The sequence below is a fragment of the Actinosynnema sp. NPDC023658 genome (genome assembly GCF_040639995.1).
Lineage (GTDB): Bacteria > Actinomycetota > Actinomycetes > Mycobacteriales > Pseudonocardiaceae > Actinosynnema.
In genome coordinates this window covers 16,711-29,604 of sequence record NZ_JBFAAX010000037.1, presented here as the reverse complement: position 1 = coordinate 29,604, position 12,894 = coordinate 16,711, and the positions used below count along the sequence as shown (strand labels likewise).

Genomic DNA, 12,894 nt, shown 5'->3' with positions numbered 1-12,894 from the left:
CGCGCCACCAACGTAGGACTCTCGCGCTCTGAACGTAGGACTCTCGCGCTCCACCGTCCTGAACGCTCAACTCAGCGCACGCCAACGTAGGACACGCACGCTCCGAACGTAGGACACGCACGACGCGGACGTAGGACACGCGCGACCTCGGCAAGCCGGGTCGGTTCGGGTTGGGTCGGGCAGGTCAGGCCGTTGTCGTCGTCACAGGGCGGACATGGTCTGCCACTGGGCCCAGGGGATCTGCCAGTCGTACCAGTCGAACTGCGCGGGCAGGGTGGTGATCGAGCCCGTCACCTCCACCGGGTCCCCGATGAGCGCGCTGTCGTAGTACGCCTTGGCGTCGGCCTCCAGCAGGTTGGCGCAGCCGTGGGAGCTGTTGACCTTGCCGATGTTGCCCGCGTTGTCGTTGTTCTCGTGGATGAACTCGCCGTGGTTGGAGAACCGGACCGCCCACTTCTTGACCACGTTGGTGTAGCCGTAGCGCGGGTTGTCGAAGCTCCAGGTCGCGTCCTTCTGCATGACCACGAACGTGCCGTTCGGCGTGGTGAGCTCCGCGTCGGCGTCCTTGCCGAACGACGCCGGGTAGCTCGCCACGGTCTGCCCGTCGCGCTGCACCACGAGCTGGTGCGACGGCGTGTCGATCTTCACGACCTGGTTGCGGCCGATGGTGAAGTCGCTGGTCACGTCCGCGCGGCCGAACGCGCCGCCGCCGTAGGGCACGCCGTACAGCTTCGCCTCGACGTGGACCTGGGTGTTCGCGGGCCAGTACGTCTCCGGCCGGTAGTGCACCTCGCGGGCGCTCAGCCACGCCCAGCGGCCCTGCAGGTTCGCCGAGTTGGTGACGCTCAGCGCCTTCTCGACCGACGCCCGGTCGGTGACGTCCGCGTCGAACTCGACCTTGATCGGGACCGCGACGCCCATCGTCTGGCCGTCGCCGGGGAACAGCGTGGCGCGGACCTGGGTGGCCGGGTTGATGGTGGTGAACGCGCCCTTCAGCTCGACGGGCCTGCCGTCGGTGCCGGTCGCCCGGCCCGCGTAGGTGTAGCTCTTGCCGTAGCCGAGCGGCTCGGTGGACGACCACGACTTCTTGTCGTCGGCCAGCTTGCCCCCGACGGCCTTGCCCTCGGGGTTGGTCACCGCGACCTCGTCGATGGTGCCCTCGGCCACGGTGACCTGCACCGGCGCGTTCACCGGCGCGTCCGTGGCGCCGTCCGCGGGCGCGGTGGTGAACTTGGCCACCGGCGGGTTGTCGCCGCCGACCGGCTTCGCCGTGCCCTTCTCCACCTGCGCCGAGCAGCCGGCCAGCAGGGCCAAGCCGAGCAGCAGAGCCGCCAATCTCCTGTGCACGTTACGACCTCCCGATCGAAGGACGTCCGACCCGACTTTCGGTGCGAGTGATCCGCGTCACACACCTAGGATCGCCGGTGTGAACCGTCCTATCGCAGTCGTGACCGGAGCCAGTGCGGGAATCGGTGAGGCCACCGCCCGCAGGCTCGCCGCCGAGGGCTTCCACGTGGTGCTCGGCGCCCGGCGGGTCGACCGCCTCAAGGTTATCGCGGATGAGATCCAGGGCACCGCGGTCGAGCTGGACGTCACGTCCGCTTCGTCGGTCGAGGCGTTCCTGGAGGCCGTTCCCGAAGCGAAGGTGCTGGTCAACAACGCGGGCGGCGCGCGCGGCCTGGCCACCGTCGCGGACGCCGACGAGGAGCACTGGCGGTGGATGTGGGAGACGAACGTGCTGGGCACGCTGCGGGTCACCAAGGGCCTGCTGCCCAAGCTGATCGCCTCCGGTGACGGGCACGTCGTCACCGTGACCTCGGTCGCCGCCTACGAGGCCTACGACAACGGCTCCGGGTACACCTCGGCCAAGCACGCCCAGTCCGCCCTGCACCGCACCCTGCGCGGCGAGCTGCTGGGCCAGCCGGTCCGCGTCACCGAGGTCCTGCCGGGCATGGTCGAGACCGACTTCTCGGTGAACCGGTTCGAGGGCGACGCCGAGCGGGCCGCCGCCGTCTACCAGGGCGTGACGCCCCTGACCGCGGACGACGTGGCGGACGTGATCGCCTTCGCGGTGACCAGGCCCTCGCACGTGAACCTCGACCAGATCGTGCTCAAGCCCCGTGCGCAGGCCTCCGCGGCTCGGGTGCACCGAGGGTGATCAGGTCCACGTCGAGCTGGTCGAGCACCGGGTCGACGGGGTTGGCGAACCCCCGCTCGGCGCTGCCGCCGCAGTAGAGGCCGACCACGCGGTTGGCGTCGTCCAGCAGCACCGCACCGGAGTCGCCGTGGTCGGCGAAGCGCGGCGTCTCGATCCGGATCTGGTCGTGCAGCACCCGCACGCCCAGGCCCACGCCGAAGTCCAGCGTGATCGCCGCGTCCGTGGACGCCACCACGCCCTCGGTGACGGCGGTCGTGCGGCCGCGCTTGCGCACCCGTTGGCCGACCCGCGCCTCGGCCCGTCCCGTGATCGGTCCCAGGCCGACCACCTCGGGCCGGGCGCGCGGGGTGGTGAGCATGATCGCCGCGGCGTCGACCCGGCTGGACAGCGCGGCGCGCGCCAGCACGCCCACGCAGTCCTGCACCGGGTGGCCGCCGTCGACGCGGGACGGGTGCACCATCGGGTCTCCCACCGCCCAGGCGTCGTCCACGCACGCCACGTGGAACGACGTCAGCCCCATCACCATGTGCCGCTGCCTCGGCGTGACCAGCGCGCCCATCGTCCCGGCCACCACGTAGTCGTCCACCTCGGGCACGTCCGGCGGCACGAGCCGGACGGCCCGGCTCGGCCCGATCCCGATGCCGCCCACCAGCGACTCGTGCCGCTCCGCGCCGACCCCCTCCGGCGACGACGCGATGGTGTGGTGCGGCCAGAACGTGTCCTCGACCACGTCGGTCGGCACGCCCAGCACGTCGGGCGGGATGGCGAACTGGGCGGCGGCCCACTTGTGGCGGACGAACACGACGATCGCCAGCTCGCCGGTGGTCCGGCCGCCGACGGTCTTCTCGCCGAGGTCGACACCCACCACGCCGGGCCGGCTCAGGAAATCGTCCTCAACCAGCTTCTTGATCGGCCTGACGGCCGCGCGATCGTCGTCGGGACAGGCCATGACGACCTCCAACGGGTGCCTCTACCACCATGAAACGCGCGGCGTGAGGATTCGTCACACGCAGTCACCCGTTCGGCCGTTCGGCCGTTGCGCTCGCGAAGCCCTCGCGGAAGGCGGCGGCCTCCTCCGACCTGCCCAGCGCGTCGAGCACGTCGGCCAGCACCGCCACCGCGGTCGGCATGTAGTCCTCCCGCCGGACCGTCCCCAGCCGGGCCAGGTGGTCGTACGCCCGCACGCCGAAGAACGCGTGCTCCAGCGCCTCGGGCAGGGCGTCCGACGGCGGCCCCGCACCGACCTGCCCCAGCGCGAGGAGCACCGACGAGTCAGCGAGTTCGAGCAGGTGCCGGTCGGGGCGGAAGGCGGCCGGCGGGCGCTGGATGCCGATCGCCTCACGGACCAGCTCCAACGCCCGGACCTTGTCCCGCTTGGCCACCACGACGCTCAACCTGGCCAGGTTGAACGCCACCTCGGGCATGCGCGCGACGGTCATCCGGGCCAGCTCGCGGCTCAGCTCGACGGCCTCGGTCAGGGCCGCCAGCGCGCCTGCCTCGTCGCCGTCGGACTGCAGGGCGAAACCGAGGTTGCGCACGTACAGGGCCAGCTTGTCCACGTGGGGCGCGCGGTCCTCGGCCACGTCGAGCCTGGCGAGCGCGACCGCTTCCCGGGTGTGCGACACCGCCGCCTTCACGGCGCCCCCCTGCAACAGGTCCCGGCCCAGGTTGTTGTGGGCCGAGGCGAGGTGCGCGCGGTGACCGGGACGGTCGGAACCCTCCAGCGCCCGCACCGCGAGCAGACCCAGACCCACGGCTTCGTCGAAGTCACCGCGCTCGCTCGCCAGCTTGGCCAGGTTGTCGATCGCCGCCACCAGGTGCAGCAGGTTCGCCGGGTCCTGCCGGTTCAGGTCGGAGAACAACCGGTAGGCCCGCTCCGCGGGTCCGGCCGCCTCCTCCAACCGCCCGGCCTCGATCAGCAGCCCGCCGAGGTTGGTGGCGGCCATGGCCGTCTCCCACGTCGTCCCGGACGGGGTGCGCTCGCCCAGCGACTCGTAGATCCGGTAGGCCTCGCGCGCGGGCTCCACCGCGTTGGCCACGTCACCTGCCACGTGCATGCGCAGCGACAGGACCGACAGCACGTGCGCCCGGTCGGCCTCCCCGCTGTCGGCAGGCAGCTCGGCCGCCACCCGTTCCGCGAGCCGCATGGTGACGTCCGCGAGGTCCAGGCGGTGGACGAGGCGGTGGTCGAGCAGCCGGCGGCACAGCTCGCCCGAGGCGTGCTCGACCACCAGCTCCAGCAGTGCCGCGTCGGCCTCGTCGACCAGCAGCGGTGCCCGGTCCAGCAGGTCGAACAGCACCGCGCGCACGTGCTCGTGCCGCTCGGCCGCCGCGGTCAGGACGACGAGGCAGCGCCGGTTCGGCGGCACGCGGTCGAACAGCTCCACCGCGCGCGGGCGGTCCCGGAGGTGCCGGGCGACGAAGTCCTCACCGAACCGGTCGGGGCGCAGCGGCGCGAGCGCGGTCCGCGGGGCGGGCGGGTAGAGGTCGGCGTGCCAGTCCAGGAGGGCGCTCACCCCGGCGCGGTCCAGCAGGTCGCGGGCGGCCTCGGTGTCCAGCGGACCGAACAGGGTCGCCAGGAACACGACGTCCGCGGCGTCGGCCCGGCTCTCGGCCGGCCAGAAGCGGCCCTCGTGCCGGAGCAGGTGGTCGGACAGGTCGGCCAGCCCGGGGTGCCCGTCGTACGCGGCCGCGAGGGCGGACATGTGCAGCGTCAACGCGGACCCGTACTCCTCGGCGGACAGGTCCGGGACGGCCTCGACGCCCCCGGACCGGCCCAGGGCGCGGGCGAAGGCCTCCGCCGCGTCCGCGAAGGCCCGGTGCCGGTCGGCGGGCGCCACCAGGTCGCCCAGCTCGACCGGCTCGGGTAACTCCGACGGCAGCCGGTCCAACCGGTCGGCCAACGCGGGCCACGCCGCACCGGACCGGGCCAGCAGCAGCACCCGCACCGCACGTCCCGGGAAGTCCACCGGCAACGCGCCGATCATCCGCAGCAGGGCGTCCACACCCCACCGCTCCGCGTAGTCGACGACCACCAGCACCGGCTCGCCGCCGTCCCCGGCCTCACCCCGGGTGACTCCGTCGGCCGCGACCGCACCGCCGGACGCGGACTCGGTGGCCTGCGCGACCGCCCACCCCTGCCCGTGCGCGAACCCGGCGAAGGCGTTGGCCAGCCTGGTCTTCCCGCTCCCACCCGCGCCGTGGACCAGCAGCACGGACATCGGGGCGTCACCGGCCAGCCAGGCCTCCAGCCGCCGCTCCTCGACCGGGCGCGACCGGTAGGGCACGACCTCGCGGCGGGTGTCGAGCAGGTAGCTGGGCGTGCGCTGGTGCGGCGGCAGCCACGACGTGCTCGCGGTCCCGACCCAGTGCAGCGCGTAACCCGGGCGCGACAGCGCGAGCGTGACGTTGCCCGAACCGATCTGCACGACCGGCCCGTTGACCACGGAGTCCGCGATGGTGTTCCGGATCACCCGACCCACCCTGCCGCCACACCGCCGACCGCAGCCACACCGCCGACCGCGCCGCCGACCGCAACCGCACCGACCCCCGCGACCGCACCCCCGACCACACCGCCGAGCGCAGCCACACCGCCGACCGCAACGACACCGGTCACGCGATCACCCCAGTTCGCAGCCCACCAACACCGGTTCCGGGTGCAGCTCCACGCCGAACGCCGCCCGCACACCGTCGCGCACCTCGCGCGCCAGGTCCAGCAGGTCCTCGGTGGTCGCACCGCCGCGGTTGGTCAGCGCCAGCGTGTGCTTGCTCGACAGCGCCACCCGGCCGCCGGGCCCGCGGTGCCCGCGGCCGAACCCGGCCCGCTCGATGAGCCACGCCGCCGACAGCTTCGCGAACCCCGGCCCCGCCGGGTACGTCGGCACGTCGACGTGCGGCCCGAGGCGTTGCGCGATGCGGATCAGCACCCCGGCCAACGTCGAGTCGTCCAGCAGCGGGTTGGTGAAGAACGAGCCCGCGCTCCACGTGTCGTGGTCGGCCGCGTCCAGCACCATGCCCTTGCCGCGCCGCAGCTCCAGCACCGCCTTGCGGGCCGCGTCCGCGGGCACCCGCTCGCCCGGCGCGACGCCCAGCACCCGGGCCAGCTCGGCGTACCGGATCGGCGCGGACTGCCCACCCGCGGTCAACGCGAACCGCGCCCGCAGCACCACCGCGTGGTCCGTGCCCTTCAGCACGCTGGTGCGGTACGCCAGGCCCAGGCCCTCGGCGGGCACCTGGTGCACCCGACCCGTCCGCCGGTCCAGCAGGTCGACCGACGTCAGCACCTGCGCGACCTCGACGCCGTACGCGCCGACGTTCTGCACCGGCGTCGCACCGACCAGGCCGGGGATGCCGGACAGGCACTCCAGCCCGCCCAACCCCTGCGCCACGGCCTCCGCGACGACGGAGTCCCAGTCCTCGCCCGCCTCGACGGTGAGCTGCACCAGGCCGTCGCCCAGCGGGTCGAGCCGGCGGCCGGACGTGCCGACGGCCACCGCGGTGCCGGCGAACCCGGCGTCGGACACCACGAGGTTCGAACCACCGCCGATCAGCAGCAACGGCTCGCCGTCCGCGTCCAGGGCGCGCACGGTCTCGACCAGTTCGGCGGCTGTGGTGGCGCGCGTGAACCTCGTCGCAGGGCCACCGAGCCGCAGCGTGGTGCACTCGGCCAGCGGCACACGGGCACTGGAGGGCGGGGTGGTCACGAGCAAGAACGGTAGCCTCCGCGACATGGCACGCCGCATCGAGCACCGAACCACGTCCCCCCGGCCCGCGCGGGACGTGTACGCAGCGCTGGTGGACCAGACGTACCTGCGCGACCGGCTCGCCGCCCTCGGCGGCACGAACCCCGAGCTGGTCGCCTTCACCACCACCGACCAGACCACGTCCTACCAGCTCAGGCAGGGTGTGCCGGCCGACAAGCTGCCCTCGGTGGCCCGCGGCCTGCTCGGCGGCGACCTCGTCATCGACCGCGCCGAGTCGTGGACCGAGGCCGGTCGCACCGGCACGGTCGAGGTGACGCTGAACGGCGTCCCGGGCCGGCTGGACGGCACGATCACGCTCGTCGACACCGCGAGTGGGAGCGAACTCACCCTCACCGGCCAGGTCAAGGTGGGCATCCCGATCATGGGCGGCAAGCTGGAGGCGCTGATCGCGGACCAGGTCGCGCAGCTGCTGGACAAGGAAACCGAGTTCACCGCCGAATGGCTCGCACGCCGCGCCTAGCCGCGGGCCGGGCCCGCGCGCTGGGCCTGCCCACGAGGGGCACCACCAACCCGAACCGCCTGCGCCGGGTCGACCGGTGGGTCGCGCACACCTACCGCGACCTGCTCTCCGGGGACCGGCCGCTGGTGGTCGACCTCGGCTACGGCTCGTCCCCGATCACCACGGTCGAGCTGGCGGCCCGGCTGGGCGCGGTCAACCCGGACGTCCGCGTGCTCGGGCTGGAGCTGGACGCCGACCGCGTCGCGGCGGGCAAGGAGGTCGCGGACCCGCCCAGGCTGGACTTCCGGCGCGGCGGGTTCGAGCTGGCCGGCGCCCGTCCCGTGCTGCTGCGCGCGTTCAACGTGCTGCGCCAGTACACCGAGGAACAGGCGGCGGAGGCGTGGGACACCATGGTCGGCCGCCTCGCGCCCGGTGGCGTGCTGGTGGAGGGCACGTGCGACGAGATCGGCCGCCGCTGCTGCTGGGTGGCGCTGACCGCCGACGGCCCGCGGACGTTCACGCTGTCGTGCCTGCCCGCGGACCTGGAGACGCCGGGCGACCTGGCCGAGCGGCTGCCCAAGGCGTTGATCCACCACAACGTGCCGGGCGAGAAGGTGCACGCGCTGCTCAGCGAGCTGGACGCGTGCTGGGCGACGTGCGCGCCGTTCGCGCCCTACGGGCCGCGGGCCAGGTGGGTGGAGTCCGTGCGGCTGCTCGCGGAACGCGGCTGGCCGGTGCTGGACGACCGGAAGCGGTGGCGGCTCGGCGAGCTCACCCTGCCCTGGGACGTGGTGAGTGCCTAGGCTGTGCGGAGTGGACCACGCCGACTTCGTGCAGCAGCTGAGGACCCACTACACCGCCCTGCGCGCCGCGGCGGTGGCCGCCGGGCCGGACGCGCCGGTGCCGACCTGTCCGGAGTGGACGGTGCGGGACCTGGTCGACCACGTGGGGCGCACGCACTCCTGGGCGTTGAACGCCCTGCGCACGCCCCCGGACGCCGACCGGCCGCGCCCGGACGACCGCCCCGCCGACTGGGACGAGCTGCTCGGGTGGTGGGACAAGAGGTTCGACGAGCTGGCCGACACCCTGGCCGGCACCACGTCGAACACGCCCGCGTGGTCGTTCGTCGGGCCGAAGACCTTCGCCTTCTGGTCACGTCGGCAGGCGCACGAGACGGCGATCCACCGGCTGGACGCCGAGCACGCGCTGCACGGCGCGGAGGTGCCGTCGCTGCTGTTCGACGTGGAGTTCGCGGCCGACGGCGTGGACGAGTACCTGACCTGGATGCTGTCCCACGTCTCCCGGCGCAGGCCGGTCGAGCGGGCGGGCCGGGTGCTGTTCCACGCGGCGGACGCGGGCCGGGCCTGGGAGGTGCGGCTCACGCCGGGCCTGCCGCCGGAGGTGGGTCCGGTCACCGACTCGGGGACCGACGAGGACGCCACCGTGGCGGGCACCGCCGACGCGCTGTACCGGGCGGCGTGGGGCCGGCCGACCGGGGCCATCACATCAGGTGACAGGTCACTGCTGGACGGGCTGCCGCGACCGTAGATACTTCGGTCGTGCCCCTGCCTGAACGACGTTACGTGATCACCTTCGGCTGCCCGGACCGCACCGGCATCGTGGCCAGGATCTCCTCGTTCCTGGCCGAGCACGGCGGCTGGATCGTCGAGGCCGCCTACCACACCGACCCGGCCACCAACTGGTTCTTCACCCGCCAGGAGGTCCGGGCCGACTCGCTGCCGTTCGACGCGGACGAGCTGCGCGCCCGGTTCGCGGACGTGGCCCGCGAGCTGGGCGCGCACCCCGGTTCGTGGCGCGTCACCGACAGCGGCGAGCGCAGGCGGGTGGTGATCCTGGTGTCCAAGGCCGGGCACTGCCTGTACGACCTGCTGGGCCGGGTGGCGTCGCACGAGCTGGACGTCGACGTGTCCGCCGTCGTCGGCAACCACTCCGACCTGGCCGGGATCACCCGGGCCCACGGCATCCCGTTCCACCACGTGCCGTTCCCGGCGAACGACCCGGAGGCCAAGGCGGCGGCGTTCGCGCAGCTGCGGCAGCTGGTGGACGCGCACGACCCGCACGCCGTGGTGCTGGCGCGGTTCATGCAGGTCGTGCCGCCCGAGGTGTGCGCGGCCTGGGCGGGGCGGGCGCTGAACATCCACCACAGCTTCCTGCCGTCGTTCGTCGGGGCGCGGCCGTACCACCAGGCGCGCAGCCGGGGCGTGAAGCTGGTCGGCGCGACCTGCCACTACGTGACCGCGGACCTCGACCAGGGCCCGATCGTGGAGCAGGACGTGATCCGGGTGGACCACACCGACTCGATCGACGACATGGTCCGCAAGGGCCGTGACATCGAGAAGGTCGTGCTCGCGCGGGGCCTGCGGTGGCACCTGGAGGACCGGGTCCTGGTGCACGGCAACCAGACCGTCATCTTCTGACGTTCGGGCTCTCCCGCCCGGACGGCGGCCGTAGGCTGCGCCGGTGCGCACCGAGTTCACCGACCTCGACCAGGTCCGCGCGGCGGCCGACTTGAGGCACGCCGTGCTCGTCGGGCTCGACCTGGGCGAGGAGGAGCTGCGCGTGCCGGTGGACGGCGCGCTGTTCCTCGGCTGCACGCTCTCGCCGGTCGCCCAGCGGCGTGCGGCGGCGGCCGGGGCGCTGGTGTTCCCCGCCATCCCCGACCTGCCCTACGACGTGTACCGCTCGCGGCTGTACACGCCGGCCGAGCTGTTCGCCGGGTTCGACCCCGACGACCCGATCAGCTACGCCGACACCCCGGACGCCGTGATCTACCGGCACACCCGCGCGCGGGGCCACAACCCGGACCCGCTGCACGCCCTGGCCGAGCGCCTGCACGACCACGCGATCACCGAGGCGCTGGCCGACGTGCTGCCGGAACGGCCGGTCGCGGTGATGGGCGGGCACGCGCTGCACCGCGACACGGACGGCTACCGGCGGGCCGTGGAGCTGGGCGCGGCGCTCGGGGAGGCCGGGTTCGCCGTGCTCACCGGCGGCGGTCCGGGCGTGATGGAGGCCGTGCCGCTGGGCGTGCGGATCGGCGTGGACGAGCCGACGTTGAAGGACCTGGCCGCCGCGCCGGAGTTCGGCGTCGACGCGGAGTCCATCGGCCGCTGGATCGCCGCGTGCCCGACCGACCTGCCCACCTTCGACCGGCCGCGCACGTTCGGCATCCCGACCTGGTTCTACGGCCACGAGCCGCCGAACCCGGCGTGCGAGCTGCACGCCAAGTACTTCGCCAACTCGGTCCGCGAGGAGGGCCTGCTCACCGTCGCGACCGGCGGCATCATCTACACGCCGGGCAGCGCGGGCACCGTGCAGGAGGTCTTCCAGGACTACTGCCAGAACCACTACGGCTCGGTCGGCCCGGCCGCGCCGATGGTGTTCCTGGGCAAGGACTTCTGGGTCGACGAGGTGCCGGCCGCGCCGCTGGTGCGCAAGCTCGCCCGCGGCCGGGAGGCCGAACGGTGGATCCTCGTCACGGACGACACCGACGAGGCGGTCGGCTTCCTGCGGGGGTACGCGGTGTGACCACCCGCTGCACCACCTCCGCCGCGTCCAGGCACACGTCCTCGCGGTAGGCCCGCCCGATCAGCTGCACGCCGACCGGCAGCCCGTCCACCACCCCGGTCGGCACGGCCACCGCGGGCAGGCCGGCGAAGCTCGTCGCGGTGCACAGCCGCATCGCGCCGGTCACCAGGTCGTGCCCCTCGCGGGAACGCGACTCCAGCCCCGGTTCCGGCGGTCGCGCGGTGAACACCGGCCCGAGCACCAGCGGGAACCGGTCCAGGAACTCCGCCCACGCCCGCCTCACACCCAGCAGCACGCCGGTGAGCCGCAGGTACTCGGTGACGTCCACGGGTCCGGCCTTCGCCATCGACATCCCGATGTACCGGTCGCCCTCAGCGCCCAGCAGGGTGCGCACCACCGGCCAGCTCGGCGCGAACTCCGTCATCAGCATGTGCCCGTAGGCCGACAACGCCTGGTCCAGCGCGGGCACGTCGGCCTCGACCACCTCGTACCCGGCGTCGGACAGCACGGCGGCGGCGTCCTCGACGGCCGCCCCCACCACCGGGTCGACCCCCGTGCCACCGGGGTCGGCCACGACCGCGACCCGGCGCGGCACGGGCGGTCCGGTCAGCGGCACGGGCACCGCCCGCGGGTCGCGCGGCGACGTGCCCGCCAGCACCTCGAACGCCGACCGCAGGTCACCGACCGTCCGGGCGAGCGGCCCGTCCACCACGAACAGCTGCGCGCCGAGCGGCGGGTCGTCCGGACCGATCCGGTGGTCGGCGGGGAACCGCCCGGAGGTCGGCTTCAGCCCGGCGACACCGCAGAACGACGCCGGGATGCGCACCGAGCCGCCGGAGTCGTTGCCCAGCCCCAACGCGGCCATCCCGGTGGCCACCGCCACGCCGTCACCGCCGCTGCTCCCGCCGGGCGTGACGGCCGGGTCCCACGGGTTGACCGTGTCGCCGAACAGCTCGCTGCGGGTGTGCATGCCCGCCAAGGTGAGGGTCGGCATGTTCGAGTGCCCGATCGGGATGGCGCCGGCCGCGCGCAGCCGTGCCACCGGTGGTGCGTCCCGCGGCGCCACGAAGTCCTCGAACCGCACCGCGCCGTGCGTGGTCGGCACGCCGCCGATCGCGATGCTCTCCTTCACCGTGAACGGCACGCCGGCCAGCGGTCCGCGCGCGCCGTCCCGGTCGGCCCGCGCGGCCTCCGCCAGCGCCCGCTCGGCCAACGGCTGCGTGATCGCGTTGACCACGGGGTTCACCGCGGCGATGCGCTCCAGGTGGCTCTCCACCAGCTCGACCGCCGTCACCCGGCCCGACCGCACCGCGGCGGCCTGCTCCGCCGCCGTCCACTCCCACATGACGCCCCCGTTCCGATGCAACTGCATCGGATACTATCCACCCGTGCCCAAGCAGGTCGAGTACGAGTCCCGGCGCAGGCGGATCACCGACGCGGTGTTCCTGCTGGCCGACGAGCGCGGCCTCGAAGGCGTCACGCTGCGGGACGTCGCGGCGCGCGCCGAGGTGTCGATGGGCGCGGTGCAGCGGTGCTTCCGCACGAAGGACGAGATGCTGCGGTTCGCTCTCGAAGAGGTGGGCCGGCGCGTCCTGGGCCGGGCCGGAGGGACCGCCGCCGAGGTCGCCCACGCCGTCGCCCTGCCCGAACGCGCCGAGGCGAAGGTGTGGCTCGCGTTCGTCGCGCAGGCCGCCGTGAGCCCCGCGCTCGCGCCCGTCCTGCGCACGAGCTACGCCGACCTGGAAGCCGTGTTCACCAGGCTCCTCGACGACCGGGCGGCGGCGCGCGCGCTGCTGGCGCTGGCCGACGGCCTGACCACGCACGTGCTCATCGGGCACCTCACGCCCGAGCAGGCGCGCGAAGTCCTCGACCGGCACCTGGCGGGCACGCGGCCGGCAGGCCCCGGACCGGCGGACGAGCGACCGGCCGACGGGTAACCAGCCGACGAGAAGCCGACGGAGGGGAAGCCGACGGACGAGCGGACG

Annotated in this window: 12 protein-coding genes; 7 read left to right on the top strand and 5 right to left on the bottom strand. The window is 73.8% G+C overall.

The window, feature by feature from the left end; genetic code table 11:
* Nucleotides 1-201 precede the first annotated feature (201 nt).
* On the bottom strand, nucleotides 202-1,347 hold the full coding sequence (locus tag AB0G02_RS07820) for an Ig-like domain-containing protein (RefSeq protein ID WP_360790965.1): 1,146 nt from the start codon (nucleotides 1,345-1,347) through the stop codon (nucleotides 202-204).
* A gap of 79 nt (nucleotides 1,348-1,426) precedes the next feature.
* Between AB0G02_RS07820 and AB0G02_RS07815 the strand changes: the two genes are divergently transcribed.
* Nucleotides 1,427-2,158, top strand: a complete 732-nt coding sequence (locus AB0G02_RS07815) for an SDR family NAD(P)-dependent oxidoreductase (protein WP_360790962.1) — start codon at nucleotides 1,427-1,429, stop codon at nucleotides 2,156-2,158.
* On the opposite strand, the gene AB0G02_RS07810 is transcribed toward AB0G02_RS07815, so the two are convergent.
* From AB0G02_RS07810 to AB0G02_RS07800, 3 genes are all read right to left on the bottom strand, one after another.
* Complete coding sequence (locus AB0G02_RS07810; protein WP_360790959.1) at nucleotides 2,112-3,107, bottom strand: hypothetical protein; 996 nt, start codon at nucleotides 3,105-3,107, stop codon at nucleotides 2,112-2,114. The two genes, AB0G02_RS07815 and AB0G02_RS07810, sit on opposite strands and share 47 nt — an antisense overlap.
* A 64-nt stretch (nucleotides 3,108-3,171) precedes the next feature.
* Complete coding sequence (locus AB0G02_RS07805; protein WP_360790956.1) at nucleotides 3,172-5,631, bottom strand: hypothetical protein; 2,460 nt, start codon at nucleotides 5,629-5,631, stop codon at nucleotides 3,172-3,174.
* 147 nt (nucleotides 5,632-5,778) lie between these two features.
* Entirely contained in the window at nucleotides 5,779-6,888 is a 1,110-nt protein-coding gene (locus AB0G02_RS07800; protein ID WP_360790953.1) for a UDP-N-acetylmuramate dehydrogenase, read from the bottom strand.
* On the opposite strand from AB0G02_RS07800, the gene AB0G02_RS07795 reads away from it, so the two are divergent.
* The 5 genes from AB0G02_RS07795 to AB0G02_RS07775 are packed head-to-tail and all read left to right on the top strand — an operon-like array spanning nucleotide 6,887 to nucleotide 10,909.
* Nucleotides 6,887-7,381, top strand: coding sequence for a DUF2505 domain-containing protein (locus tag AB0G02_RS07795; protein ID WP_360790950.1), 495 nt, complete (start codon nucleotides 6,887-6,889; stop codon nucleotides 7,379-7,381). The genes AB0G02_RS07800 and AB0G02_RS07795 overlap by 2 nt on opposite strands.
* Nucleotides 7,360-8,163 (top strand): class I SAM-dependent methyltransferase, encoded by an 804-nt coding sequence (locus tag AB0G02_RS07790; protein ID WP_360790947.1) that lies wholly within the window; start codon nucleotides 7,360-7,362, stop codon nucleotides 8,161-8,163. The genes AB0G02_RS07795 and AB0G02_RS07790 overlap by 22 nt, the downstream gene beginning before the upstream one ends.
* A 10-nt stretch (nucleotides 8,164-8,173) precedes the next feature.
* Nucleotides 8,174-8,908 (top strand): maleylpyruvate isomerase family mycothiol-dependent enzyme, encoded by a 735-nt coding sequence (locus AB0G02_RS07785; RefSeq protein ID WP_360790944.1) that lies wholly within the window; start codon nucleotides 8,174-8,176, stop codon nucleotides 8,906-8,908.
* 11 nt (nucleotides 8,909-8,919) lie between these two features.
* Complete coding sequence (purU, locus tag AB0G02_RS07780) at nucleotides 8,920-9,798, top strand: formyltetrahydrofolate deformylase (RefSeq protein WP_360790942.1); 879 nt, start codon at nucleotides 8,920-8,922, stop codon at nucleotides 9,796-9,798.
* Nucleotides 9,799-9,841: 43 nt separating this feature from the next.
* Nucleotides 9,842-10,909 carry a hypothetical protein gene (locus tag AB0G02_RS07775; protein ID WP_360790940.1) on the top strand — a complete coding sequence of 356 codons (1,068 nt, stop codon included), beginning with the start codon at nucleotides 9,842-9,844 and terminating at the stop codon, nucleotides 10,907-10,909.
* On the opposite strand, the gene AB0G02_RS07770 is transcribed toward AB0G02_RS07775, so the two are convergent.
* Complete coding sequence (locus tag AB0G02_RS07770) at nucleotides 10,857-12,281, bottom strand: amidase (protein WP_360790937.1); 1,425 nt, start codon at nucleotides 12,279-12,281, stop codon at nucleotides 10,857-10,859. The two genes, AB0G02_RS07775 and AB0G02_RS07770, sit on opposite strands and share 53 nt — an antisense overlap.
* Nucleotides 12,282-12,297: 16 nt before the next feature.
* On the opposite strand from AB0G02_RS07770, the gene AB0G02_RS07765 reads away from it, so the two are divergent.
* Nucleotides 12,298-12,846: a TetR family transcriptional regulator C-terminal domain-containing protein gene (locus AB0G02_RS07765; protein ID WP_360790934.1), complete on the top strand. Its 549-nt coding sequence runs from the start codon at nucleotides 12,298-12,300 to the stop codon at nucleotides 12,844-12,846.
* Nucleotides 12,847-12,894: the final 48 nt, after the last annotated feature.